Origin of the sequence: Rhodococcus sp. 06-1474-1B, from assembly GCF_002258885.1 — a bacterium.
Classification (GTDB): Bacteria; Actinomycetota; Actinomycetes; order Mycobacteriales; family Mycobacteriaceae; genus Rhodococcoides; species Rhodococcoides fascians.
This window is the reverse complement of record NZ_NOYR01000036.1, coordinates 1-25,925: the sequence shown is the minus strand read 5'-3', so window position 1 is coordinate 25,925 and position 25,925 is coordinate 1. Positions and strand designations below refer to the sequence as shown.

The window sequence follows — 25,925 nt, the reverse complement described above, 5'->3', positions numbered from 1 at the left end:
GCGCACTCTGTACCTCGGTCCCACCGAGCGGCGCCGCCAGTTCGAGCGCCACCTCGCGTGAACGCGCGGCTCGCGGCGATGCCCGATGATGCGTACGTTCGCCCGTGGCCGCTGCATCCGCAGCCACTGCCAGGTGAGGCCCTCTCGTCCCACCGCGGGCTCGGCCACGACACCCCGTGTGGCCACGAGATGGTGCGCGCCACCCTCGCCGGTATCCAGGTATCGGTCGCGTAATAGTCAGTGAGATAACCGATTTCGGGTGTACTGTAATGCGCTTCATGCCGTACTGTTGGGGGCAGCGGGAAGGCCAGGTTCTTCTCAGAGCACTTGCAGGCGAACGCTTTTCCCGACATGACCAGATGGTCGGTGCACCCAGGTCCCGTCGCCGTGCCGATCGACCGGTGGGGCCACATGCCGTTCCCCGCACAGTCGATGTCCCCGGCAGGGGTCGGATGGATCGTCGATGCCCATCGCACTGGGCAGCCGCCTCGACACGACCCACGACCGCCTCGGTCGCTGCTCCTCGGTGATCGCGCGCTGGAAGCGGACATGACCGGCTCGCCGCCGCAACCCGTTGCAGCTGCACTGGACTCGGACTACTACCGAATCGGTATCGATGCCCGCCGCCGTGCCCACACCGATCTGGCCGATGTGTCCGACATAACCGATGATCTCGAGCATCGGATCGAGAATCTGTTGCAACGCACCCTCGAACTGCTCGATGGCGCGCCGAAACCAGAAGCGCAACCACACATCGAGTGGGTCGGGTGAACAGTGATCGACAAGAACGATACGGCCATGCCGTGAATGCGTACGCCGGCGTCAGAGAGTTCTGCTACGGGGTCATCCCGCCGCGGGACCTCGCTTCTTGATCGAGCGCGCGCGATCGACAGCTTCGATGTCCGCGTTGATGGTTCGGCGACGTTTCCTCAGAGTCAGTGCCGACAGCGGCAGGCTTGCGGCAAGTGCGGCGAGTAGTACCAATACGAAGGGAATGTCGAGGGTCGTCAGCGCGTCGACGGCCAAGATCACGCCTGCAGCGACGCACACGAGTATCAGCCGTACGCCGTTGTAGGCCAGCACATGAAAGACGAGCTGCCCCTGGGGGGTTGCGGGTGTGCGGATCAGTGGCATCGGCCGTCCTGTCGTGCGTAGTTGTGCGGGCGTCACCGTAGGGTGCGGGGCCGGGTTTCGGTGCCGATCTGCTTGAGGAAATCGTTGTAGGCGTTCAGTTCGCTGTATCCGTCTTCTTCGGCGTGGCGATCCGCGACGGCCGATTCCTCTTTTTCGTCTCGGTTCCATCGAATGCAGAAGATGAGCACCACCAGCAGGGCCACCGGCTCACCGTAGGACCATGCCAGCGCCCCGGCGAGTTTCTGATCAGCTATCGGATCGACACCCCACTGCGGGGGAGGGGAGGCGAACGTGGCGAGCATGGGGGTGCTCGACATCATCAGGATGACACCGAAGAACACATGCAGCGGCATCTCGACGAACAGGTCGAACATACGGCCCAGATTGCTCTGCCGAACAGGGAGGGGGCCGACGGCGAGCACAGGGATGATGAACAGCAGCCCGCTGGCGAAGAAGAAGATCTCCATCGATACGTGCCCGATCTCGCTGACGGCGAGAACATCGAAGATCGACGACAGATACAGACCGTAATAGCTGAAGAGGAACAACGGAATCGTCAGCCCGGGGTGAAGCGCGATGCGCCCGGCGCGGCTACGCAACCCCGTCAGCGCCGCGATCAGTACCCACCGCCCGGTTCCGTGATGAGCGGTGGCACGCAACAAAAGTCGTCCGGGCGAACCCACCACCAACAACGGTGGGATGGTCATCGACAACGTCAGATGCTGGAACATGAAGACGCTGAACAGGCTGTAACCGTAGCGTTCGACCTGCAGTCCGGTCACCAGGACCAGCGCCGCGCAGCCGAGCAGAAAACTCGCACTCCGCCACCGTGACCACGCGATACCTCGACCGCGGACCCGGTAGAGCCCCCAGCAGTACAGCCCGGCCATGACGATGCCGGCGATCGGCAGGATCGGGAGCGGCGGTACATCGAAGCTCAGCAACGCTGCCAGCGTCGGCGGGCCTTCCGGGGGAGTTACTGCGGCGATGTTCATCGGGACCCTGTCATTGCTTGTCCTTGCCTCGGATCACCAACGTCAGGGCGATGGCAGCGAGACCGAGGACAGTCAGGCCCACGATGGAGAGCAGCATCATGGTGTTCTGTTTCGGTGGCCGGTCTTCGCTGGCGGAGGGATTGTTGGGATCGTAGGGCTGCGTAGCCGTGGTAACAGGAGTCGGCGAGGTCGAGGTCGCACCGCCCTGCGATTGCTGTGCAGCGGCGTCCTGAGGGGTGGCGGTCGCCGCAACGTCGACGGAGAAACCGTACGACCCGGTGATCGGGTGCCCGTCCGCGGAGGTGACACGGTAGCCGACGGTGTACTGCCCGTTGGGGAGTCCGTCCTCGAGCAGGACCGATACGTCGGGGCCCTCGACCGTGGCCGTTCCCTGTGCCCACTGAGTGTCGCCAGGACCCACGACGCTGATGGTTGCGAACGATTCGTTGATGTCCTGGTTGAACACCAGACCGACACCGATCGGCGCGAACTCCAGGGTGGCATCGGCGGGCGGGTCGGAGCTGACCAGTTCGCTGTGCGCCGACGCCGGCGCTGCAGCGAACAATGCTGTCCCGCAGATCATCACAGCGATCAGCATCAGACGTTTCACGTGGGGTACTCCTCTGTATCGAGCCCGACCCAACAACTACGGGACATAGTAGTAGGGAGGGCGGTTTAGCGGTGGGTCACTTCTGCGACGATGGTTATTTCACCGGGTCCGGCGGATCGGATCGCTCACGGCCGGCGATGGCTTCGGTGATCACTTCCGAGGGCGCGATCGAATCCGAGTGCGGGCCACCGACGTGCTGCTCGGCGCGGATGCGTTCGACCATGTGCGGATAGTGAAGCTCGAACGCCGGCCGCTCGGAGCGGATTCGGGGCATCTCGGTGAAGTTGTGCCGCGGTGGTGGGCAACTGGTCGCCCACTCGAGGGAGTTACCGAACCCCCAGGGGTCGTCGACGGTGACCACTTCGCCGTAGCGGTAGCTCTTGAAGACGTTCCAGATGAACGGCAGCGTCGAGGCTCCGAGAACGAACGATCCCACGGTCGAGACCTGGTTGAGGGTGGTGAATCCATCGGACGGGAGATAGTCGGCGTAGCGGCGCGGCATTCCTTGCGCTCCGAGCCAGTGCTGAACGAGGAAGGTGGCGTGGAATCCGAGGAACGTCATCCAGAAGTGCCACTTGCCCAGTCGTTCGTCGAGCATGCGGCCGGTCATCTTCGGGAACCAGAAGTAGATGCCCGCATAGGTCGCGAACACGACCGTTCCGAACACGACGTAGTGGAAGTGCGCGACGACGAAATAGGTGTCGGTGACGTTGAAATCGATGGGCGGGCTCGCCAGCAGCACCCCGGACAACCCGCCGAAGACGAACGTGACGAGGAATCCGATGGAGAAGAGCATGGGGGATTCGAGGGTGACCTGGCCGCGCCACATGGTGCCGATCCAGTTGAAGATCTTCACCCCGGTCGGCACGGCGATGAGGAAGGTCATGAACGAGAAGAACGGCAGCAGCACGGCACCGGTGGCATACATGTGGTGCGCCCACACCGCGATGGACAAGGCGGCGATGCCGACGGTGGCGTAGATCAGCCCCTTGTACCCGAAGATGGGTTTGCGGGAGAAGACCGGGAAGATCTCCGAGACGATTCCGAAGAACGGTAGCGCGATGATGTAGACCTCGGGGTGCCCGAAGAACCAGAACAGGTGCTGCCAGAGCAACGCCCCGCCGTTGGCGGGATCGAAGATGTGGGTGCCGAGTTTACGGTCGGCGAGCAGGCCCATCAACGCCGCGGTCAGCAGTGGGAACGCCAGCAGGATCAGAATCGAGGTCACCAGAATGTTCCAGGTGAAGATCGGTAGCCGGAACATCGTCATTCCCGGAGCGCGCAGGCACACCACGGTGGTGACCATGTTGACCCCGCCCAGGATGGTGCCCAGGCCCGCGACGAGCAAGCCCACGATCCACAGGTCGGATCCGATACCGGGGGAGTAGACGGCGCTGCTCAACGGGGTATACGCGGTCCAGCCGAAATCTGCGGCACCGCCGGGGCTGATGAACCCTGCGGTGGTGACCAGCGCGCCGAACAGGTACAGCCAGTAGCTGAAGGCATTGAGCCGGGGGAAGGCGACATCGGGTGCGCCGATCTGCAGCGGCAGGATGTAGTTGCCGAAGCCGAAAACGATCGGGGTGGCGTAGAGCAGCAGCATGATCGTGCCGTGCATGGTGAACAGCTGGTTGTACTGCTCGTTGGAGAGGAACTGCATTCCCGGAACGGCGAGCTCGGAGCGCATGATCAACGCCATCAGGCCACCGACGAGAAAGAACCCGAACGAGGTCACCAGATACATCAGCCCGATGACCTTCGGATCGGTGGTGGTGACCATCGTGTGCAGGAACGACCCCTTGCGGGCCCCGCGGGGAGGATAGGGGCGAACCGCCGGCGCAGCCGGAGGAGATGTCAGCGCCGTCATGGAACCACCTTCGAATCGCACGCGAATTACAGGACGCGTCCGACAGCCTAACTCAAATACTATGCTGCATAGTATTTAGGGGTGGTTCAAGTCAGCAGAACCGCGCACGCTGCGGCGGAGACCGCACTGAGAAGGAGGATTGCCATGGCGGCCGGCACCACGAGCGGCAGCACGGCGGCGGCAGCGTACGCGCCTGCCCCGGTTCGGCTCGGCGTGTGCGCGCTCGTGTCGAGGTGGTGCAACCGCTCGGCGGTCGATTCCCCGATCAGGCCCAACGCCCACAGTGGACGCGCTGAATGCGCCTGCGAGACCGTCGACAAGGCCGAACGCACAGTGTCGGCGCTGGTGACCGCGGCCGCGGACCGGTCCGCGGCGACCTCGACCAGAACCCGCACCGCTGCAGGTGCTGCGGCGAACAGAGGAACGCGAGGAAGTGCTTTGGCCAGGATCTCGCAGATGTTGACGATGCGGTGGTGTCGCCCGCGCAGGTGGGCACGTTCGTGTGCGATCACAGCTCGCTGCTGATCGGGATCGAGATGGGCGAGCAGGCCTTCGGTGGCCACGACGTAGCCCGGGCGACCGTCGATGCTGTAGGCCAGCGGGAGCGGGTGGTCGAGCCACATGATCGGTTCGGGTCCGGGGTCCGTGCGCGCGACGACGGCGATGACATCGCGGTGATAGTCGCGGACTTTGGACCGGGCTCGAAGCTGACGGCGAGTCGAGCGCAGGACGCGCGCCGACGCCGACGCCGCGAGGACGACCGATGCCCCGGCTACAGCTTCACCGATCCACGGCTGCGCCGCGTGTTGCAGCGATCCCAGGCAGCGGACGGCAAGTTCGACCATGCCCTCGGCGGGCGCATGGCCGGGCCAGAGCAACACGGTCACCGCGGATCCCACGAGAAACAGCACCCCGGCGATGCTGCCGATCCATGCGGTCAAGGCGAGAGTGGGGCTCACGGTGCGGGTGAGAGAGGTCAACGGCTGCGGCAGGGCGACGGCCGCGATGATCGCCGCGAGGAGCAACGCCAGCGCGACGATCACCGGTTCACGTCCGGCAGGTTCCCCCGCAGAGCGTCGAGCTCGTCGTCGGTGACGGTTTTCGCGAAATGCATCAGGACGGCGGCCGAGTCGGTGCTGGTGTCGAGGATTTCGCGCAGCGCTTGCGAGGTGGCCTCCGCGCGCGACTGCACCGGGGAGTACAGGTACGCGCGTGACTGCTTGGTCCGCTCGACCCACCCCTTCTCGTGGAGATGGGTCACGACGGTCAGGATCGTGGTGTAGGCGGGGTTTCTGCCGGCCATGCGCTCGCGCAGGTCGTGGACCGACTGCGGTCGATCGCATTCCCAGAGCACGTTCATCACCTCCGCTTCGAGATCACCGAGCCTTTTCATCGCCAGTTCTTCTTTCCTTGTCGTGTCAGGTGATATCGACTCCGCGTGCCGACAGCCACGCCGCCGGGTCGGACTTGGCACCGTCGGGTTGCCACACTTCGTAATGCAGGTGGGGTCCGGTGGATTGGCCTCGGTTGCCTACCGTAGCAATGAGCTCGCCGGCTTTCACGCGTTGACCGGCGGTGACGAGCGCCTGGTCTATGTGGCCGTACACCCCGATCGTGCCGTCGTCCTGACGAATACGCACCCACAGGCCGAACCCTTGCGCCGGCCCTGCTTCGATGACCTCGCCGTCGGTCACCGATACGATCGGCGTCCCGATCGTGTTGGCGATGTCGAGTCCGTAATGCGTTGTCCCCCAACGTGGCCCAGAACTGGAGGTCAATGTTCCCGACACCGGCACCACCGAGAGCGGGCGGCGCGCCTCGGCATCGCGTGCTGCGCGCTCCGCCGCCCGAACTCCCCCCTCGGCGAGTTGTTCGGTCATGCGCTGCGCCAACCGGCCGACGTCGAGATCGGGCAACTGCAACACCTGCGGGGGTGAGGCAACGACCGGGCTCGGCGGCAGGGCGCCGGCGGGAGGTCGATCGATACTCGCGGCGCTGAGCGCCACACTGTCCTGCGACCCGGTGTTCGGAGCCGTCGCTGCCGCGGAAAGAAAGGCACCGACCGCGACCGACGCAGCGATGGCGCGGCCACCCGGCTTCGGCACCCGGCGGCGATGAAGTCCGCGGCGAGTAGTTCGCGACACGGCCTGGACATCGGCGCGGCCCCCGTCGTCGTGCGTCGCCTCGTCCGGACCGGCCACGTGCGCCGCCCACATCGACGCGGTAGTGTCCGCGGCCGCGGTGTCCCAGGCGTCGCTGACCGCGTGAACGGTTTCATCCGGTGCGGGCGTCTGCGCCGAGGGCGTGTGCTCGTCCTCCGGCAGAGTGTCGGAGTACCCGGCATCGGCGGGCGACTCGGTCACGAAACGTGAGGGTGCGAACTCGGCCCGTCGATGACGGGGGCGATCGGTGAGCGCCGTCGGCCTGGTGCCGACGGGCATCGAGATCACGCCGCCGCGCGCCGGCGCTGCGCAGTCGTCGTCGATCGGATCGGGTGTGCGGTGTCGGGCCAAGATCACAATCCTTGGTGGCTACGAGGCCGAGGCCTCGCTCGAGATAACGAAATGGTGACGGTCAGGCCACAGGTTACTACTATCGAGCATAGTTTTTCCATCCCCTTCGACCCGGATTCGCTCATACCGCTGGTCACGGTCCTCGGAGGACATCCCGCGGGCTGCGGCGACCGGGCTGCGGCGACCCTGACCGAGAACGGGATTTTTCGGGTATCAGGGGTGATCGCGCCGAGAGGACAGGCCACCGAGCATGGTGTTGTACGCCTCGAGTTCGGTATCACCTTGATCGTCGATTCGGCGGTCTCGTTGTCGTGCCGCGTTCTCGTCGGCCGCCGACCACCGGACCGCGGCGAGAACCGCGGCAGCGAGCAACGGTAACTCGCCGATGCCCCACGCAAGAGTGCCGCCGCGCCGCTGGTCGGCCAGCAGGTCTGCGTTCCAATCCAGACGCAGTCCGCTGTAGAAGCTCGCTCCGAGCGCGGTCTCGAGATCGATCGTCACGACGAGGAAGAATGCGAACCCGGCCAACGCGGTGATACTCGCGAGCAACTTCGTCAGTCCCGGGATCGGTCTCGGTACCGGGTCTTCGCCGACCGTGCCCCAGAACATCACCATCCCGACGGTCAGGAACCAGCCCTTCATCACCATGTGTGCCACATGCGAGTCGGCGACGGTGTCGAACACTCCGCCGGGGTAGAGCAGGTAGAAGCTGCTCAGGAACACCGTGGTGCTGACCCACGGGTGGATCGCGATCCGGGCTGCTCGGCTGTGCCATGCAGCCCGGAGCCATTCGCGCGAGCCCGGTGCCTCGGCTGCCGGCGCGGTCGGCAGGACCGAGGCGACCAAGGTGGCCGGTCGGCCGAGGACCAACAGCAACGGCACGGCGATGGCGACCGCGGTCAGTCCCGCCATGTGCACGCTGAACATCGCCGGGCTGTAGAGCCCGACCCCGGACGAGGTCGCCACGAGCAGCACCGCAGTGCCCATCAACCAGCTCGCGGTCCACCGCCGCCGCCATGGCAGGCCTACCCGCCGACGACGCCGCACGGCCACCAGATACACAACAGCCGCGATCACGGCCGCGGACCCGAACACCAGGTCGAAACGCCACTCGAACGCCAACCGCGCAGCGGTGGGCGGGCCGTCCAACACGTAGCCCAAGGCTTCTTCGTGCGCCTGAGGTAGCGAGGCGTCCTGCGGCGGGGGCGGGGGAGTGCGACCGAGTGCGACCGCCAGGCCCACTGTGGTGACGAGAACGAGGGTCTCGATCATCGACAACGTGATCAGGGATCTGCGGTTCTCGGGATCGTGAGCCAGAGCGCCGACCGTTCGTCGTCGCTGTATCCACCCGAGGGTCCCCACGATCGCCAGGGCTGCGATCTTCGCCAGTATCAGAGCGCCGTACGTCGAATCCCACAGCGACGTCACGGGTACTCGCACGGCAGCGTTGACCACTCCGGAGACCGCCATGATCACGAACGCAACCAGAGCGAGCGTCGAGTAGCGGCGGGTCGCGACGGCAAGGTGTCCACCCCCGCGCAGCGCGTGAGCGAGAAGTGCGAGGAGTCCGCCTACCCACAGTGCGGCGGCGAGGATGTGCAGGATCAACGAGTTCGTCGCGATGTCGTGATTGCCGCCGGTCGAGGAGTGGCCGGTGACCGCGCGCGGGATCAACGCGAGCATCGACAGGGCGAACAAGGCGGGGGTCCATCGATGCCGCAACACCGCCGCGCATGCTGCGGCGGTGATCGCCGCGATCGCGGCGGTGATGGCCCATGCAGTGGAGGCCTCGACATCGCCGATCGCACCGAGGAACTGCACCGGTTGCGCCGCAACGGATCCGACAGGTTGACCCGACGCGTCCGAGAGCGTCAGCGGCACCAACGCCGCTGCGCACACCGCCCACACTGCGGAGGCCTTCGCCGCGGTGCGGACGGCGATGTACCCGTCGATGTCGAGCACACCCGACATTTGGGGAGGAACGAGGAACGCTGCGAGAAGCAACGACCCCACCGCCACGACCGCGGCTACCTCTCCGAGCGCGGTCAGCGCCGGAATACCGTAGGTCGTGATCGGTCCCGGATCGGGAAGCCCGAGCAGAATCAGCGCCTGCGACGTCGACAACGCCGCGAGCGCAGCGGCCACCACTGCCGCGATCGCGGCCCACAGCAGCATCACCTGCGAACCGGAGCGTCGATTCACCGGACCGCGGGTCGAGAGTGCGGCTTCGGTGGCCATGTCGTCGGTGGCCATGACGCGGCACCCCTTACGTGGATGATGTGTGGCGGGAAAACTGTCGGCCGGCAATATCGGCACGGCTGCGCGACCGAGTCGCGCAACCGAGATCGAACTACTACGAATCATAGTTCTGCGCCGACGCAGTGCGGCCGCGCGGGCAGCAGCTTCCAGCGAACACGACACTTGCATATATGCGCATATCGCAATATGTTGTGTTCCTGCTATCGAACCACGCCGAGAAGGGGTACCCACGATGGGACACGGACATGGCCACGGGATAGAGCCGGGATCGCCGGCGAGCGCATCCGGTAAGCACCTCGGGCGACTGTGGATCGCTGTCGGTCTCGGGGCGGTTACGTTGGTGACGCAGGTGGTAGTGGGTCTGTCCACCTCGTCGCTGGCGTTGTTGTCCGATTCCGCACACGTGTTCACCGACGTGTTCGGGGTCTTGATGGCGATCGTGGCGATCACACTCGCACAGCGGCAGTCTCGCAAGACCGGCCGCACGTTCGGACTGTATCGAGCCGAAGTGTTCGCGGCTCTGTTCAATGCAGTGCTGCTCTTCGGTGTCGCTGGGTGGATTCTCTACGAAGCCGCGCAACGCATCACGAACCCACCGGAGGTGCCCGGGATTCCGGTCATGTTGGTGGCACTGCTCGGTCTGGCCATGAACCTGATCGCGTTCCTCCTTCTGCGTAGTGGTGCGAAAGAGAGCCTCAATGTTCGGGGTGCGTATCTGGAGGTGATGGCGGACATGCTCGGCTCGATCGGAGTGCTCGTCAGCGGACTGGTCACCGTCGTGTTCGGGTGGCGGTACGCCGACCCGGTCATCGCGGTCGCCATCGGGTTGTTCGTTTTGCCGCGTGCATTCACTCTGGGGCGTCATGCCGTACGAATTCTGCTGCAACACGCTCCGTCGGGCATCGATGTCGCCGCCGTGGAAAAGGCCCTGACCGGTGTCGACGATGTCGAAGAGGTACACGATCTGCACATCTGGACACTGACGTCGGGGATGGAGGTCGCTTCGGCGCATCTGACGGTCGCCCCGGAGGCCGAGACACCCCGGGTGCTCGCTGCAGCGCAGCAGGTTCTCCGCGACGAGTTCGGTCTCGAGCACGCCACTGTGCAGGTCGAACCCCAGGAAGGCGAAGGCCGTTGCCGAGAGGTCAATTGGTAGGCAGGTCTCTGGTAGGCAGGTCTCGACCCGGTGCGAGATCGGCACGCCGTGCTGTCGTCGACACGGCAGCGATGTACCGGAACCGGCACCAGTCGGGTGGGGGCACAGAGTGGGTCCTCGATTGCCGCACATCGGCCCGGTCGACACCGTTCACCCCGAACCCGTCCACCTCGCATGTTCGGCCGCCCGGTGATGGATCAGTCGACTGTGAGGGTATCTACGGTTCTGGTCACGGCGCGGTTCGGCAGTGGCTCGGTAGCGGGGCTGCGCATGACCGCCCCGTCGGTGATCGAGAAGGCACTGTTGTGGCAGGGGCACTCGATCGTGCCGTTGCGGACTCGGTTCACTGTGCACCCTTGGTGAGAACAGATAGCCGAGAAGGCACGGAAGGTACCGGGTTCCGGTTGGGTGACGACGACCTGCCGGTCGGCGAGCACGATTCCACCGCCGACAGGAACATCGTTCACCGACAAGGTGATGGGACCGTCGGAAGCGGTGTCCTCACCGGACGGGGCTTCGCCGACGCTGCATCCGGCGGCAGCCAGGCACGCTGTAGCGCAGCTCGTAGCGAGAAAAATACGGCGCGGTAGCGCCGGGATGTTGTCGCTCATGCAGCAGGTTCCCCTCGGTGCGCCTCGGTGCGCCTCGGTGAGCGAGAGGCGACGATCGCTTGTCGGTGGTTGTGGTCGACTATGTTTCGAGCCGTTTCGGTGTCGATCACTCTCACTGTTCGAGCGAATCAGCATGATTGTCCTGTCGCGAATGTGTCTGCACTGCAGGGCATTCGATTCGAGCACCGAGGTATCTCATGCAAGTTCACGATTCGGCGCTGTCGGGCACTGCGGGCCGAGGGGTAATCTTTGTGGCCTCTCGCGTGAACAGTGCCGCCCCGATCATCAGCACCACCCCGCAGGTGATGTAGATGTCGGCGAGGTTGAATGTCGGCCACCAACCGGTGTGAAAGTAATCGGTGACCGCGCCGTCGAGGAGCCGGTCGAGGACATTCGAGAGTGCACCGGCGAGGACCAACGACAGCGCTGCCGTGGTGACCGGACCCGCGTGAGGCGCGGTACGCCACCCGTAGATCGCCAACCCGGTGGTGATCGACGCCGTCACGGCGACGACGACCCACACGGGCAGAGAATCACCCAGGCTGAACGCCATTCCGCGATTGAAGGCCAGTCGCAGCTCGAGTATCCGCAGCGGAATCGTCGAGCCGGGCAACGCCGCCTGCGCCCAGTAGTCGACCAGTAGAGCGGCAGCGACCAGAGCCAGGACAAGGGCGGTTGCGGCGGCGCGGAGCCGAGCGGTGGCGATGGGGGAGCGGGTCACTGGTCCTCGTTCTCGGGTGTACACCGTGCGTACGTCCGGGTGCACCGCAGACGGTGCAGGTGACCCCGGATTTGCCAACACTTGAAATACTATGCACCATAGTAGTTGATGAATACCGTCGATTTCTCCGCCACCCGATGCGTCGTGTCGCCGTGAGGGCGGCGGCACCCTCGTCATGAGGGCGATGCCCGATGCCGAACCCGGGCCCGGACCGTCCTGCGTCGACCGAGGTCGAGTGTGGCGGCTGTATCGGACAAGTCGAGGTGAAGGGCCCCGAACCTGGGCACGTCTGACCGCAGCGGCAACTTCGGGGCTGGCGATGTACGCCACGTTCCCGCCCATCGATCTGTGGTTTCTCGCTCCGGTAGCACTTGCAATGCTGCTGTTGGCTGTGCGCGGGCGAGGGGCGCGTGCGGGGGCCGGCTACGGCTTCGTTGCCGGCTCGGCGTTCTTCGTGCCTCTGTTGCCGTGGGTGGGGGAGTACGTCGGGTCGGTGCCGTGGCTGGCGCTGGCTGTCGTTCAGGCCCTCTTCGTGGCGATGTTCGGCGCGGTAGCGGATCGGATGTCGCGACTGCCGTGGGCGCCGGTCTGGGTGGCGAGCGCCTGGGTGGCGATCGAAGCTGCGCGCTCACGTGTCCCGTTCGGCGGATTCCCCTGGGGCCGCATCGCATTCGGTCAATCCGACGGGCCGCTGCTGCCTCTGGCTGCGTTGATCGGCGCGCCGGGGTTGTCGTTCGTCGTGGTGCTGATCGGGTCCGCTCTGGCCGGTGCCATCGCTTCCGATCGGTTCACCCGCAGAACTGCAGCAGCGTCGTGCATGGGTGCGGCCACTGTTGTAGGGGCGCTCACGGTGGTGGCTCCACTGTTCGCTCCGCCGCCGCAGGACACGGTCACCGTCGCCTTGGTGCAAGGCAACGTCCCGCGGCTCGGTCTCGACTTCAACGCCCAACGACGAGCAGTGCTCGACAACCACGTTCAGCGCACCATCGAGCTCGCCGACGACATCGACTCCGGCCGCGTACGCGTACCCGATCTGGTCATCTGGCCGGAGAACTCCTCCGACATCGATCCCCTGCGCAATCCCGATGCCGCGGCGGGTATCGATGCCGCAGCCCGCGCCGTCGGAGTGCCCATTCTCGTCGGCACGGTGCTACGCCAGGGCGACGGCACCACCACGAACACTTCGATCGTGTGGGATCCGGTCACCGGCCCAGGGCAGAGGCACGACAAACGTCGACTGGTGCCGTTCGGGGAGTACCTGCCGATGCGCACGATCGTCACCGCACTCTCTCCCTATGCCGCCCAAGCAGGACGCTTCGTTCCGGGTCAGGGCAACGGCGTCGTCGACCTCGCCGGAGTGCCCGTCGCGGTGGCCACCTGCTACGAGGTCGCCTTCGACGCATTGCTCACCGACTCCGTTCGCGCCGGTGCCCAGCTGATCGCAGTGCCGACCAACAACGCCACCTTCGGTCGGACGAACATGACCTATCAACAACTCGCCATGTCGCGGGTACGGGCGGTCGAACACGGGCGCAGCGTCGTCGTTTCGGCCACCAGCGGCGTCAGCGCCGTCATCGATGCACGCGGGGAGGTCGTCGAGCGCACGGAGCTGTTCACCCCCGCAGCTGTCGTCACCGAGGTGTCACTGAGCACCACGCTCACCCCGGCGACGATCACCGGCAGCGTTCCGGAATGGATTGCCGCTACCGGCGCTGTTGCGGCACTGGCGTTCTCGCTGCTGCGCCGACCACGCTCCACCACACCGAACCCGCAAACTACTATGTCGCGTAGTATTTAGATGGTGGTCGGTGAAGGGTGTGCGGAGATGACGATCGACGAACACCCCAGTGCGCACTCGCCGGGACTGGTGCGCAGAACGGTGGCGATGCTGCGCAACCGGTGGCGACAACTGACGTCGATGCGGACAGCGCTGGTGCTGCTGTTCCTCCTCGCCGCCGCAGCAATCCCCGGCGCATTGCTGCCGCAGCGCAATCTCAATACCCAGGCCGTCGATGCCTACATCGCCGCCCGCCCGGCTCTCGGGCCGGTGATGGACACACTGGAATTGTTCGACGTGTTCGCAAGTTCCTGGTTCACCGCGATCTACGTCCTGCTGTTCGTGTCTCTGATCGGCTGTCTGACTCCCCGGTTGATCGAGCACGGTAAAGCTCTTCGCGCACAACCTGTTCGAGTACCCCGAAATCTCACTCGACTACCGTTGCATCATTCGGGCACCCTCGCCGGCGACCCCGAGAAGGTGATCGCCGACATCGCGCCGCACTTGAAAGGGTGGCGTACCGTCGTGCGGCCCGAGCCCGATGGGGCACTGACCCTCTCGGCCGAGAAGGGCTACACCCGCGAGGCCGGAAACCTGCTCTTCCACTTCTCGCTGATCGGCCTGCTCGCCGCTATCGCCATCGGCAAACTGTTCGGCTACGAAGGCTCGGTCATCGTCATCGCCGACAACGGACCCGGTTTCTGCAACACCTCTCCCGCCGTCTACGACTCCTTCCGCGCCGGCAACAGCACCGACGGCACCGGCCTCGAGCCGTTCTGTATCCGGGTCAAGGACTTCACCGCCGACTACCTCGAGAACGGTCAGGCCGAGATGTTCACCTCGAACATCTCCTACCAGAGCGCCGACGACATCGCCGCCGACACCTGGCGCGACTATCAACTCAAAGTCAACGAACCCCTCCGGCTCGGCGACGAACGCATCTACCTCACCGGACACGGCTACGCCCCCGAATTCACCGTCACCTTCCCCGACGGCCAGACCCGCACCGAAGCCCTGCAGTTCCGCCCCGACGACGCCACCACGTTCCTCAGCAGCGGCGCGCTGCGATTCGACCCACCCGGGGGGACCTACGCCACCGCCGACGAACGCCGCCGAGGGCAGATCGCCATCGAAGGACTCTTCGCGCCCACCGCGCAATTCAACGGAAACCTGCTCTCCTCCCGCTTCCCGGAACTGGTCGATCCCGCTGTGGCAGTGGACATCTACAAAGGCGACACCGGTCTCGACACCGGCATCCCGCAGTCGATCTTCTCCCTGGACCAGGAGATGATCAACCAGGGACGGCTGGTCAAGCAGGACCGAGTCAACCTGCGGCCCGGAGAATCGACAACCCTCACCGACGGCACCGTCGTCCGGTTCGACGGGGCCAAGGAATTCGCGAACCTCCAGGTCGGATACGACCCCGCGCAGCGGTGGGTGCTCGTGTTCGCGGTCACGATGATGACCGGACTACTGATCTCCCTGGTGATCACCCGCCGTCGTGTCTGGTTTCGGATCCACCCTGCCGAACACGGCCGCGCGGGCGTGGACATGGGCGGACTGGCTCGCACCGATCACGCCGGCTGGGGACCCGAATTCGAGACCCTCCGGTCACAGATCTGGCCGCAGGCAACTTCGAGCGACTCCGAGACCCACGACAGAGAAACGGTGTAGCGCCATGCCGATCGACGACACCCTCGCCCGCTGGAGCGACATCAGCTTCGAGACCGCGTTCGTGGTCTATCTCCTCGCCGCGATGGCGTTCCTCGGCCAGCTCGCGACGACCCGTGCGGCGACACTGCACAACACGGAGCGACTGCGCACGCGAATAATCGCCGCGACGTCGACGACACCCGGTCGCATTCCCGACGCACCCCGGCGGGTTCCGTCCGAACGCCTGGGGCGCACAGGCCTCGGGCTGGTGATGGTGGCGCTGACGTTGCATGTCGGGTCGATCGTTCTTCGCGGGATCGCCGCCAGCAGGCCGCCGTGGGGCAACATGTACGAATTCGTCTCGGTCACCTGCGCGGCCGGTGTACTGGCTGCACTGGTGGTGCTGCGCTCCAAGCAACTGCGCACCCTGTGGTTGTTCGTCCTGGTACCGACATTGATCCTCCTGTTCGTCGCCGGCACCGTGCTGTACGCCAACGCAGCACCGGTGGTACCGGCACTGCAGTCGTACTGGCTGCCGGTGCACGTCTCCATCGTCTCGCTCGGCAGCGGGGTGTTCTTGATCTCCGGGGTTGCAAGCGCGCTGTTCCTGATCCGCATGAAGCATCCCGAGGCCTCGGGGAGCAGAATGAGCCGAATCGTCGCCCGTCTGCCCTCCGCGCAGACACTGGACATCGTGGCGTACAAGACCACGATCTTCGCATTTCCACTCTTCGGCGTCGGCGTCATCCTCGGTGCCATTTGGGCCGAAGCCGCATGGGGCCGATTCTGGGGCTGGGACCCGAAAGAAACGGTCTCCTTCATCACCTGGATCGTCTACGCCTCCTACCTACACGCCCGCGCCACCAGCGGATGGCGCAACACCCGCGCAGCATGGATCAACATCGCCGGATTCGTAGCGATGCTGTTCAACCTGTTCATCATCAACATGGTCGTCTCCGGCCTGCACTCCTACGCAGGCCTGAACTGATGACTCCCGCTACGTGCCCTCCAGCGCGTCCGCAAGGTCCTGCGGAATGGGCATCGGCGACATCAGTCCCGCCTCGACCCGGCCGGTGTTACCGGCCGGGTATCGCCCCGACCACGATCCTGGAGCAGCGACCACGATCCGAATCAACTGGCCCCAGGATTCGCGCCGATCATGTTCTACCGCCGCAGCTTTCAACATCGCGGCGTGGTTGCGAGCATGCAACCGTCAACAGGGCTGCGAGAGGATGTGTGCTCGTTCGAGGTGGTACCAGCGCACCTCTGTTGTCGATGCCCGTGCTGCTGCGGTCATGTCGATCCCGTAGAGCCTGCGTGCAGTCCGATCACCGCCCGCAGGTCTCTACCTCTGTCCGCGGAAGAGTTCGCCGTACGCGGGGGTCGATGTGCAGCAGGTACATCCATCCGAGCACACGGAGCTGCCATCGTCTGCTCCGATCGCCGACGGTGACGTTGCGGTGGTGGAGGCCAGTAGGTTCCCAGATGCGAGAGGTGCGGTGTTCCTCGGCGTCGGAGCCGGAGCGCAGCAGGCATCCTCGAAGGCCGCTGCGGGTGCGATCGTGACGTTGAGGGCACCGGACGCCGCGGGCGGGGGCACGAACCCGTCCAACGGTGTGGTGCGGGCAGCGCGAATCGCATTGGCTATGACCAGGACTTCGGCGAGTTCGTGGACGAGCACCACAGTCGCCAAACCGAGGACACCGGTGGCAGCCAGTGGGACGAGCACGCCGATGATGGCGATCGACAAGGCGATGTTCTCGATCATGATGCGCCGGGCGCGTCGAGCGTGGGCCAGCACCTGCGGTAGATGCCGGAGGTCTTCCCCCATGAGGGCAACATCGGCGGTCTCGATGGCAACGTCGGTTCCCATGGCGCCCATGGCGATACCGACATCTGCGGTCGCCAAGGCGGGAGCGTCGTTGATGCCGTCGCCGACCATGGCAATCTTGCGTCCGGCCGCGATGTCGGTCAGCAGGGCCGCTTTGTCCTCGGGCAGTAGTTCGGCGTGGACGGCGGTGATGCCCGCCTGGGTCGCCAGAGCCTGCGCAGTGAGCGCATTGTCGCCGGTGAGCATCGCAGTGTCGATACCGAGCGCGGTGAGTTGGCGGACAGCCTCGGCGGCCTCGGGCCGCAGTTCGTCGCGGACGGCGATCGCAGCGATCAGAACTCCGGCGCGTTCGACGAGAACGACTGTGGCACCGCCGCTCTGCAGACGAGCGACGTCGGCGCGGAACACCTCGGAGCTGGGGTGTGTGTCGAACCAGCTCGGTTTCCCGAGCCTGATCGCGGCACCGTCGAGGGTGCCGGTCAGGCCGTGCCCGGCGATGGCAGTGACATCATCGGCGGCCGCGACGGTCGATACGGAGGCCAGTACGGCGCGGGCGAGTGGATGCTCGCTGCGCGCTTCGAGCGCAGCAGCAACGGCCAGCGCGGCGTCGCGGCTGATTCCCGCAGCGGTGACGACGTCGACGACCTCCGGTCGTCCTGCGGTGAGGGTGCCGGTCTTGTCCAAGGCGACGACGCGAATGCGGCCCAGCTCTTCCACTGCTGCACCGCCTTTGATCAATGCCCCGTTGCGACTCGCAGCCCCGATCGCCGCCACCACCGACAGCGGCACCGAGATGGCCAACGCGCACGGTGATGCCGCGACCAGGACCACCAGTGCGCGTTCGAGCCACAACATGGGGTCACCGAGCACCGCACCGACGCCGGCGACGAGTACGGCGAGAATCATGATCGAGGGCACGAGCGGACGTGCGATACGGTCCGCCAGCCGTTGGCCGGCCCCTTTGCGGTCCTGGGCCTGTTCGACGATGCGGACGATGCGAGCAAGCGAACTCTCCGATGCCGGCGCGGTGACGGTGACCTCGATGGCCCCGCCGCCGTTGATGGCACCGGCATGCACCTCGTCACCGACACCGGCTTCGATGGGCACGGACTCGCCGGTGATCGCAGACACGTCCAGATTCGTCGAACCGCGAGCGATGGTGCCGTCCGTGGCAGCTCGCTCACCCGGCCGCAGCACCATGATGTCCCCGATCACGACATCGTCGGGGGACAGGGCCTGCTCGGTTCCACCGCGCAGGACAGATACCGTCGGCGGCACCAAGGACAGGAGTGCGCGCAGTCCGCGGCGGGTCTTGGTGACCGCGTATTCCTCGAGCCCCTCGGCGACGGAGAACAAGATACCGAGCATCGCGGCCTCGGGGATCTGGCCCAATGCGATGGCACCGAGCAGCGCGATCGTCATCAGCGTGCCGACACCGATGCGTCCGTGTCGCAGATTTCTCACCGTCGCGGGAACGAAGGTGACGGCGGCGATCGCGGCAGCGATCAGAGCGCCGACGGTCGCAACCGCATCGGCACCCGTTCGACCGAGCAACCACGATGCGCCCAGGATGATCGCGGCGGCCGAGGCGAGTTGCAGCTCGCGGACCTGCCACAACCTCGGGAGTGCATCGGTTGGAGCTGGACCTCCCGTGCCCGCACCGTCAGCAGTGGATTCGGTGGTCGGCGCTGCCGGGGTAGGTCCGCAGCACGCGTCAGCCATGATCGACCCCGGTGACTTCAGCGACGATCGAGGTGGTGGGCAGTACCTCGGTCAGTGTCGCGAGCAGTCGGGTGCCGCGGTCGGTGAGCGCATACATGACCAACTTTCCGTCTCTGTTCGATGTGACGGCGTCCGCGGCTTTGAGTTTGCGGAGATGGTGGGAGACCAGCTTCTGGCTCTGTCCCACGATCCACGCGATGTCGCAGCCACACATCTGCCCGCCGGCGTTCAACGCGAGCGCGATGGTCAGTCGGGTGGGGTCGCCGAATGCTCGGGCAGCGTCGGCGACCGGTTCGATATCGCCGAGCGCGGGCAGAGTAGCGCGCACCCTCTCGGCGTGAGGGAGGTCCATACACAACAGATCGCACGAGTCCAGAGGTTCCAAGGCCATGGGCACAATCTAACAATCATGCGATCGTTAGGGAAGGACCATTAGTCAACGTTCGCACGATTGTTAGTGTCATAGCGGGTCGAAACGCCCATATCGGGCCCATTGATCAGTCCGAACGAATCGAGAAGGTAGTTGTATGAGCCGAGCGTTGAAGATTTCCTTGTCCCTGGTGATCGTGTTCGCCGCCGCGTTGGCTGTATTTCTGGTGGTGGATCGATCGGGGTCTCCGGATGCTGCCGCCGCCGAGCAGGCCGCGACCGACCCTGCCTCGATTGCGGTGCGCGAGAACAGTCATCGGTTGAACTCGGTGCCCGACGGCCGGGTCACGTTCGTGGAGTTCCTCGACTTCGAGTGCGAGGCCTGCCGATCGGCCTACCCGGCGATCGAGCAATTGCGTGAAGAGTACGGCGACCGGGTGAGCTTCGTGGCCCGCTACTTTCCGATCGCCTCCCACTTCAATGCCGAACGAGCCGCACGCGCAGTCGAGGCCGCGGCCCAGCAGGGCGGATTCGAGGCGATGTATCAGCGCATGTACGAAACGCAGGCGCAGTGGGGCGAACAGCAGGTTCCGCAGGACGAGTTGTTCCGCAGCTTCGCCGTCGAGCAAGGGCTCGACATGAGCGCCTTCGATGCCGCCTACACCGACCCTGCGACGCTCGCGCGCATCGAGGCCGACGTCGCGGACGGGATCGCGCTCGGCGTGCAGGGCACCCCGACGTTCTTCCTCAACGGCACCAAGATCGAACCCACCACCTACGGAGACCTCGCCGATGCCCTCGACGCTGCACTCGGCTGACCCCGCAGCCGCTCTCACCCGACGCAGCGGACCGTTCGCCCGGGGCCTGCCCTGGCTGCTACTGGTGGGCGGCCTGATCGGCCTGACCGCCGCGTTCGTGCTCACAGTAGAGAAGTTCGCTCTGGCGCTCGATCCCGCCTACGCCCCGACCTGCAGCATCAACCCGGTACTCAACTGCGGATCGGTGATGGACACCCCGCAGGCGTCTGCGTTCGGATTTCCCAATTCCCTTCTCGGGATCGCAGGCTTCGCCGTCGTGGCGGCAGTGGGTGCCGCCCTTCTCGCCGGTGCGGTGTTCGCGCAGTGGTTCTGGGGTGCAATGCAGGTCGGTGTCACTGCTGCCGCAGTCTTCGTGCACTGGCTGATCGCGCAGAGCCTGTACGAGATCGGTGCCCTGTGCCCGTACTGCATGGCGGTGTGGGCGGTCACCGTACCGATCTTCTGGTACGTCACGCTGCGCAACCTCGACCGCGCCAGGTCGAAATCCGCTCTTGGGCAATGGTTTCGGCCATGGCTTGACTCGCTGATTCGCAATCACTCGATTCCACTGACCGTGTGGTTTCTCGTCCTCATCGCCCTGATCGCGCAGCGTTTCTGGTCGTACTGGTCCACGCTCCTATGATCCGCGACGTACCGTTCGCCCCTCTGCCGCTCTCTCGAGAAAGAAGGTCACGGCGATGACGCGCGGCTGGTCGATCGTCATGCTCGTCGTTGTCGTTGCATCGATCGTTGCACTGTGGCCCCGCTCCGGTGGCGTCGAGGGCGGCCCGTCCGAGGCCATCGCCAACAATGTCGCGCCGGTCGGACCCGAACCCACACTGTCCCGCCCGCCGGATGACGCGGCACGAGCAACAGCGCTACCGCTGTGTCCGCCGCCGGTACCGCGCGAAGGCGGTCCGCTGGCAGGAGTGATAGCGCGCTGCATCGGCAGCGCCGACGATGTCGATCTCGCCGACGTTCTCGGAAGCGAGGTGACGCTGATCAACCTGTGGGCATCCTGGTGCGGCCCGTGCCGCACCGAGATGCCCGTACTCGATGCCTACACCGCAGAACCCGACGCGATCCCAGTCATCGGAATCGACGTCGAGGACCGGCCCGCGGACGCGGCCGCGCTGCTCACGCAACTGGGCGTCCGCTATCCGAACTACATCGACGGCGGCAGCGTCCTGGACGCGCTCTCGGCACCGCCGGTCCTTCCCCTGAGCTTTCTCCTCCGCCCGGACGGAACGGTCGAGCGCGTCACCGACCCGACGGTGTTCGAGACGACAGACCAGATCCGCACTGCAGTAAAGGATTTCACCTCATGACACGCTTCCCACCAGTGTGGGTCGGTGCGCGCCGTCAGGGCAGCACGCCCACCGCGGCAATTGGATCGATTCTTGCCCTCGTACTACTGATCTCCGGATGCTCCGACGGCGCACAGGCTGCGCCCCCGGGAGGCAGCTTCGACTTCGTCGCCCCCGGCGGTCGAACCGACATCGTCTACGATCCCCCCGAAACACGCGGAACCATAGGCGAACTCGCCGGCCCCGATCTGATGGAGGAAGGCAAGACGACCGCTCTGTCGGACTACGACGGCAAGGTCGTCGTGATCAATCTCTGGGGCCAGTGGTGCGGCCCCTGCCGCGGCGAAGCCGACGACCTCGAAGAGGTCTACGAGACCACCCGCGAGCGTGGCGTGCAATTCCTCGGCCTCAACGTCAGAGATCCACAGAAGGACAAAGCGCAGGACTTCGTCGTCGACAACGACGTCTCCTACCCCTCGATCTACGACCCCTCGATGCGGACCCTGATCGCCCTCGGCGGAAACTACCCGACCAGCGTGATCCCCTCGACGCTGGTACTCGACCGTTCACACCGCGTGGCCGCGGTCTTCATGCGCGCCCTGCTCACCGACGACCTCCTTCCCGTCGTCGAACGGATAGCCGCGGAATGACGACTCTTCTCGCCCAAGACATCGGGTCGGCCTTCCAGAACGCGGCATCGAGCGGGCCCCTACTGCTCGCGATCGCGGCATGCATGCTCGCCGGGCTGGTCTCGTTCGCCTCCCCGTGCGTGGTGCCGCTGGTGCCGGGATACCTGTCCTACCTGGCAGGAATCGCCGGTGCCGACGCCCAATCAGCCGATACCCGATCGCCCCGCACCTCGACCACCGGCACCTCGACCACCGACACGTCGTCGCCGGAGCTGGCGAATCGCTGGCGTGTGGCCGGCGCAGCGTCGTTGTTCGTCGCCGGATTCACGATCGTCTTCGTCCTCGCCACAGCCTCGATCTTCGGAGTCATCGGCACCTTGCGCATCAACGAGCAAGTACTTCAACGAGTCGGCGGCGTCATCACGATCATCATGGGTGCAGCGTTCATCGGATTGATACCCGTTCTGCAACGCGACACCCGATACGCACCTCAGCAGATCTCGTCCCTCGCCGGAGCGCCGCTGCTCGGCGGTGTGTTCGCGCTCGGCTGGACACCGTGTCTGGGCCCCACCCTCGCCGGCGTTCTGTCTGTCGCGGCAGGAACCGAAGGTGCAACCGCAGCCCGCGGGGTCACTCTCATCGTCGCGTACTGCATGGGACTCGGCCTACCGTTCGTCGTCCTCGCGTTCGGCTCGAGTTCGGCGATGCGAGGTGTGGGGTGGCTTCGAAGGAACTCACAGAAGATCAAGATCGCGGGCGGTGTCATCATGATCGCCGTCGGCATCGCGCTGCTGACCGGAGTGTGGGGGTTGTTCATCGCCTGGATCCGCAACGAATTCGTCAGTGCAGTGGTCCTGCCCATCTGATCGAGATGTCGCCAAACCACCCCGCCGCATTGCATTGTTCGGGTAGCCGAACTATATTTTCAGGGTCCTGACATACTGTTGGTGCCGGAGGGTGTGGTCATGTCTGTGCTGCAGCGCCGATCGTCTCGGCCGCCCTCGAGGTTTCGGTCGGGCCTCGTTCTGCTCGGACCCGCTTTCGTCGCAGCGATCGCCTACGTCGACCCCGGCAACGTCGCCTCCAACGTCAGCGCCGGTGCGCAGTTCGGATACCTGCTGGTCTGGGTGATCGTTGCCGCGAACGTGATGGCCGGTCTCGTCCAGTTCCTCTCCGCCAAACTCGGCATCGTCACCGGAATGACACTGCCCGAAGTAGTCCGCGAGAAGTCGAGCAGGACTGTGCGACTGGCATATTGGGGGCAAGCAGAGGTGGTCGCCATGGCGACCGACCTCGCCGAAATCGTCGGCGGTGCGATCGCCCTCTACCTGCTCTTCGACCTGCCGCTCCTGATCGGCGGCCTCATCACCGGGGCCGTATCGATGATCTTGCTGATGGTCCAGGATCGCCGGGGCCAACGGCCCTTCGAGTTCGTGATTCTCGGGCTACTCGGTGTCATCGCCGTCGGATTTCTTGCCAGCGTCGTCGTGGAACCGCCATCGTTCACCGAGGCCGCCGCCGGTCTCATTCCGCGGTTCGACGGCGCGGAAAGTGTGTTGATCGCCGCCGCGATGCTCGGTGCGACGATCATGCCGCACGCGGTGTACCTGCACTCCGGTCTAGCACGTGACAGGCACGGACACCCCGAGGCAGGGCCCGTCCGTCAGCGGTTGTTGCGGATCACCCGGATCGATGTCGGGTTGGCGATGCTGCTGGCCGGGGCAGTGAACATGTCGATGCTGCTGTTGGCGGCCTCGACGCTGGGGGGCCGCGAGGGCGTCGATTCCATCGACGGAGCTCACGCAGCAGTGGGTGACACTCTGGGGCCGGTGGTAGCACTGCTGTTCGCGGTGGGCCTGCTGGCCTCGGGCCTTGCATCGACATCGGTCGGGGCGTACGCGGGGGCGATGATCATGGACGGGCTACTACGTAAGCGCATTCCGATTCTGGTGCGACGACTGGTGACACTTGTTCCCGCACTGGCAATTCTGGCAGCAGGAGTCGACCCCAGTCGGGCACTGGTCGTCTCGCAGGTCGTGCTGTCGTTCGGTATCCCATTCGCGTTGATTCCCTTGGTGCGGTTCACCTCGGACCGCATCCTGATGGGCGGCGATGTCAATCACCGGATCACGGCATACGCGGCATGGCTCATCGCGGGAATCGTCGTCGCACTCAACATTGCACTGATCTATCTGACCGTGGTCTGACTGCACCAAAACCGGGATCGCATCAGTCCTCGGTGTCGGCAGAGTCACCCTCTACCGACACCTCGCCGCCCTTCAGCAGTCAGCGGGGGAGAGGCCGCGTACCTTTCTTCCACACCAACGGGCCACAGTGCCACTGCGGCAGCGAGAGTCGAGCACTCCTGCCTCAATTTTTGCAGGATTCTGTGGATCTAAGTCACACGCTCTGAGCCCAACGGCGTCCTCGAGCGCTTCGACGGCACCGCACCACCACACCTGCTCTATCTCTGAAGCCAGGACGAAGTACGGCGCGACCCGAAACTGTTGCAACAGAACAGCTCTGTCAGTGCCCAATTGTCATACTCGCCGTCATACGGATAGAACCGTCGGTGGACCACCACTACCCGCCGAAATCGCCGAGCAGGCGGTGCAATCGTCCTCACCGCCCTGCAAACAATCGACCACGCTCGCAGTGAGCCAGCCGATGGGGGTCGATCAAGCGCCGCCGGTAGGCCGGTCCACTGACTCCAATACGTCCGCGAGCATCGGAACGTCCCAGTCGCGATCGTCGAGATCCGCGATAGCCCTCGCCGTCAGATCGTTGAATGCTGTCCCCCTTCCAAGCAATACGGGGAGGGGGTATGGTCCGAGTCGTCGCTAGGTACCCCCTGGGGGTATTATTCAGGATGAAGGAGTACCTCATGATCACCACGAATTACCGAGTCACCGGCATGACCTGCGGACACTGCGAGGCGTCGGTCCGGGAAGAAGTCGGTGCTGTGGCCGGGGTCGACACGGTCGAAGCATCGGCGTCGGCGGGGACGCTGACGGTGACGAGCGCCGACGAGCCCGACCACGCCCAGGTCGTCGCTGCCGTTCGCGATGCCGGCTACACAGCCGAACCGCAACCCGCAGATTCACGCACCGCGTAGCCGCTGAACTCGGCGGAGAGAAGGATTTACCGCGATGAACAACCACACACATGCCGATGTCGGCGTGGCCGAGACAGCGGGCACACAGTCGGGCCACGACCCGTCTGGACACAGCGCAGCCCACACCGGACACGGCGAGCAGACTGAACACGAAGGCCATACCGGGCACGGTGGCCATGCCGGTCACGGCGATCACGTCGGCATGTTCCGTCGCCTGTTCTGGGTCATGCTGGTCCTCGCCGTTCCGGTGATCGTTGCCTCGAACATGTTCGCGATGCTCCTCGGATACTCGCTGCCCGACGCAGCGTGGATCGCCTGGGTCTCCCCGGTGCTGGGCACCGTGATGTATGCCTGGGGCGGTTCCCCGTTCCTCACCGGCGCGGTGAGTGAAATCCGTTCACGTGCACCGGGAATGATGCTGCTCATCGCCCTCGCGATCACCGTCGCATTCGTCGCGTCGATGGGAGCGAGCCTGGGCCTGCTCGATCATCAGCTCGACTTCTGGTGGGAACTGGCGCTGCTGATCGTGATCATGTTGCTCGGGCACTGGATCGAGATGAGATCCCTCGCGCAGACCACCTCCGCTCTGGACTCGTTGGCGGCGTTGCTCCCGGATGTCGCCGAACGCGTCGACGGCGACGATGTGGTGCCGGTGTCCCCGGCCGAGCTGGAGCTCGGTGATGTCGTTGTCGTCCGCCCCGGCGGCCGAGTACCGGCGGACGGCACCATCGTCTCCGGATCGGCGAGCATGGACGAATCGATGATCACCGGCGAATCACGCACCGTCCGCCGCAGCGACGGCGACCAAGTTGTCGCCGGCACGGTAGCCACCGACTCCGGTCTGCGCGTCCAGGTCACC

At 65.3% G+C, this 25,925-nt stretch carries 26 protein-coding genes and 1 pseudogene; 14 read left to right on the top strand and 13 right to left on the bottom strand.

The annotated features are described in order from the left end of the window. The first annotated feature begins 57 nt into the window (after positions 1-57). Complete coding sequence (locus CH266_RS25615) at positions 58-234, top strand: hypothetical protein (RefSeq protein WP_155288467.1); 177 nt, start codon at positions 58-60, stop codon at positions 232-234. A gap of 117 nt (positions 235-351) precedes the next feature. Further along, entirely contained in the window at positions 352-771 is a 420-nt protein-coding gene (locus CH266_RS24825; RefSeq protein ID WP_094650287.1) for a hypothetical protein, read from the top strand. A gap of 72 nt (positions 772-843) precedes the next feature. Here CH266_RS24825 and CH266_RS24820 read toward each other — a convergent pair whose 3' ends face one another. The 8 genes from CH266_RS24820 to CH266_RS24785 form a co-directional block, all read right to left on the bottom strand. Beyond that, on the bottom strand, positions 844-1,134 hold the full coding sequence (locus tag CH266_RS24820) for a DUF4229 domain-containing protein (protein WP_052053811.1): 291 nt from the start codon (positions 1,132-1,134) through the stop codon (positions 844-846). Positions 1,135-1,166: 32 nt separating this feature from the next. Then, the gene (locus CH266_RS24815) at positions 1,167-2,129 is read right to left on the bottom strand and encodes a cytochrome c oxidase assembly protein (RefSeq protein ID WP_032370888.1); all 963 of its coding nucleotides are present in this window, start codon (positions 2,127-2,129) and stop codon (positions 1,167-1,169) included. A gap of 10 nt (positions 2,130-2,139) precedes the next feature. Further along, the gene (locus CH266_RS24810) at positions 2,140-2,739 is read right to left on the bottom strand and encodes a copper resistance CopC family protein (RefSeq protein ID WP_032370889.1); all 600 of its coding nucleotides are present in this window, start codon (positions 2,737-2,739) and stop codon (positions 2,140-2,142) included. Positions 2,740-2,833: 94 nt separating this feature from the next. Then, positions 2,834-4,606, bottom strand: a complete 1,773-nt coding sequence (gene ctaD / locus CH266_RS24805; protein WP_052053812.1) for an aa3-type cytochrome oxidase subunit I — start codon at positions 4,604-4,606, stop codon at positions 2,834-2,836. Positions 4,607-4,692: 86 nt separating this feature from the next. Further along, positions 4,693-5,649: a M56 family metallopeptidase gene (locus CH266_RS24800; protein WP_032370890.1), complete on the bottom strand. Its 957-nt coding sequence runs from the start codon at positions 5,647-5,649 to the stop codon at positions 4,693-4,695. Continuing rightward, positions 5,646-5,999 (bottom strand): BlaI/MecI/CopY family transcriptional regulator, encoded by a 354-nt coding sequence (locus CH266_RS24795; protein WP_032370891.1) that lies wholly within the window; start codon positions 5,997-5,999, stop codon positions 5,646-5,648. Before CH266_RS24795 ends, CH266_RS24800 begins: the two co-directional genes overlap by 4 nt. A gap of 25 nt (positions 6,000-6,024) precedes the next feature. Next, positions 6,025-6,822 carry a M23 family metallopeptidase gene (locus CH266_RS24790; protein WP_080729311.1) on the bottom strand — a complete coding sequence of 266 codons (798 nt, stop codon included), beginning with the start codon at positions 6,820-6,822 and terminating at the stop codon, positions 6,025-6,027. A 510-nt stretch (positions 6,823-7,332) separates the two neighbouring features. Next, on the bottom strand, positions 7,333-9,372 hold the full coding sequence (locus CH266_RS24785) for a cytochrome c oxidase assembly protein (RefSeq protein WP_094688968.1): 2,040 nt from the start codon (positions 9,370-9,372) through the stop codon (positions 7,333-7,335). Positions 9,373-9,610: 238 nt separating this feature from the next. Between CH266_RS24785 and CH266_RS24780 the strand changes: the two genes are divergently transcribed. After that, positions 9,611-10,534: a cation diffusion facilitator family transporter gene (locus tag CH266_RS24780; protein WP_032370892.1), complete on the top strand. Its 924-nt coding sequence runs from the start codon at positions 9,611-9,613 to the stop codon at positions 10,532-10,534. 197 nt (positions 10,535-10,731) lie between these two features. On the opposite strand, the gene CH266_RS24775 is transcribed toward CH266_RS24780, so the two are convergent. Together CH266_RS24775 and lspA are read right to left on the bottom strand one after the other, a co-directional pair. Then, positions 10,732-11,145: a Rieske (2Fe-2S) protein gene (locus CH266_RS24775; RefSeq protein WP_032370893.1), complete on the bottom strand. Its 414-nt coding sequence runs from the start codon at positions 11,143-11,145 to the stop codon at positions 10,732-10,734. Positions 11,146-11,350: 205 nt separating this feature from the next. After that, on the bottom strand, positions 11,351-11,866 hold the full coding sequence (gene lspA / locus CH266_RS24770) for a signal peptidase II (protein ID WP_052053813.1): 516 nt from the start codon (positions 11,864-11,866) through the stop codon (positions 11,351-11,353). A 319-nt stretch (positions 11,867-12,185) separates the two neighbouring features. Here lspA and lnt point away from each other — a divergent pair, with 319 nt between their 5' ends. The 3 genes from lnt to ccsB are packed head-to-tail and all read left to right on the top strand — an operon-like array spanning position 12,186 to position 16,284. Next, positions 12,186-13,664: an apolipoprotein N-acyltransferase gene (gene lnt, locus CH266_RS24765; protein ID WP_094721993.1), complete on the top strand. Its 1,479-nt coding sequence runs from the start codon at positions 12,186-12,188 to the stop codon at positions 13,662-13,664. Between the two features lie 27 nt (positions 13,665-13,691). Then, positions 13,692-15,317 carry a cytochrome c biogenesis protein ResB gene (gene resB, locus CH266_RS24760; protein WP_032371004.1) on the top strand — a complete coding sequence of 542 codons (1,626 nt, stop codon included), beginning with the start codon at positions 13,692-13,694 and terminating at the stop codon, positions 15,315-15,317. A 4-nt stretch (positions 15,318-15,321) separates the two neighbouring features. Then, positions 15,322-16,284 carry a c-type cytochrome biogenesis protein CcsB gene (gene ccsB, locus CH266_RS24755; RefSeq protein WP_032370894.1) on the top strand — a complete coding sequence of 321 codons (963 nt, stop codon included), beginning with the start codon at positions 15,322-15,324 and terminating at the stop codon, positions 16,282-16,284. Between the two features lie 9 nt (positions 16,285-16,293). On the opposite strand, the pseudogene CH266_RS24750 reads toward ccsB, so the two are convergent. The 3 genes and pseudogenes from CH266_RS24750 to CH266_RS24740 all read right to left on the bottom strand — a co-directional run bounded on the left by CH266_RS24750 (position 16,294) and on the right by CH266_RS24740 (position 19,240). Next, positions 16,294-16,593 (bottom strand): annotated as a pseudogene (locus tag CH266_RS24750) (DUF3703 domain-containing protein). Between the two features lie 48 nt (positions 16,594-16,641). Beyond that, on the bottom strand, positions 16,642-18,849 hold the full coding sequence (locus CH266_RS24745; protein ID WP_032370895.1) for a heavy metal translocating P-type ATPase: 2,208 nt from the start codon (positions 18,847-18,849) through the stop codon (positions 16,642-16,644). Continuing rightward, positions 18,842-19,240 (bottom strand): ArsR/SmtB family transcription factor, encoded by a 399-nt coding sequence (locus CH266_RS24740; RefSeq protein ID WP_032370896.1) that lies wholly within the window; start codon positions 19,238-19,240, stop codon positions 18,842-18,844. Before CH266_RS24740 ends, CH266_RS24745 begins: the two co-directional genes overlap by 8 nt. Before the next feature lie 136 nt (positions 19,241-19,376). Between CH266_RS24740 and CH266_RS24735 the strand changes: the two genes are divergently transcribed. The 8 genes from CH266_RS24735 to CH266_RS24700 all read left to right on the top strand — a co-directional run. Then, complete coding sequence (locus CH266_RS24735; RefSeq protein WP_032370897.1) at positions 19,377-20,036, top strand: DsbA family protein; 660 nt, start codon at positions 19,377-19,379, stop codon at positions 20,034-20,036. Continuing rightward, positions 20,011-20,658: a vitamin K epoxide reductase family protein gene (locus tag CH266_RS24730; RefSeq protein ID WP_032370898.1), complete on the top strand. Its 648-nt coding sequence runs from the start codon at positions 20,011-20,013 to the stop codon at positions 20,656-20,658. Before CH266_RS24735 ends, CH266_RS24730 begins: the two co-directional genes overlap by 26 nt. 55 nt (positions 20,659-20,713) lie before the next feature. Beyond that, positions 20,714-21,343 (top strand): TlpA family protein disulfide reductase, encoded by a 630-nt coding sequence (locus CH266_RS24725; protein ID WP_032370899.1) that lies wholly within the window; start codon positions 20,714-20,716, stop codon positions 21,341-21,343. After that, entirely contained in the window at positions 21,340-21,972 is a 633-nt protein-coding gene (locus CH266_RS24720) for a TlpA disulfide reductase family protein (RefSeq protein WP_080729299.1), read from the top strand. The genes CH266_RS24725 and CH266_RS24720 overlap by 4 nt, the downstream gene beginning before the upstream one ends. Further along, the gene (locus CH266_RS24715; RefSeq protein ID WP_032370900.1) at positions 21,969-22,817 is read left to right on the top strand and encodes a cytochrome c biogenesis CcdA family protein; all 849 of its coding nucleotides are present in this window, start codon (positions 21,969-21,971) and stop codon (positions 22,815-22,817) included. The genes CH266_RS24720 and CH266_RS24715 overlap by 4 nt, the downstream gene beginning before the upstream one ends. 99 nt (positions 22,818-22,916) lie before the next feature. Continuing rightward, positions 22,917-24,158, top strand: a complete 1,242-nt coding sequence (locus CH266_RS24710) for an Nramp family divalent metal transporter (RefSeq protein ID WP_032371006.1) — start codon at positions 22,917-22,919, stop codon at positions 24,156-24,158. Between the two features lie 677 nt (positions 24,159-24,835). Continuing rightward, complete coding sequence (locus CH266_RS24705) at positions 24,836-25,066, top strand: heavy-metal-associated domain-containing protein (protein WP_032364250.1); 231 nt, start codon at positions 24,836-24,838, stop codon at positions 25,064-25,066. Between the two features lie 34 nt (positions 25,067-25,100). Next, a partial coding sequence (locus CH266_RS24700; protein ID WP_441347069.1) for a P-type ATPase occupies positions 25,101-25,925 on the top strand: 825 nt, incomplete at its 3' end.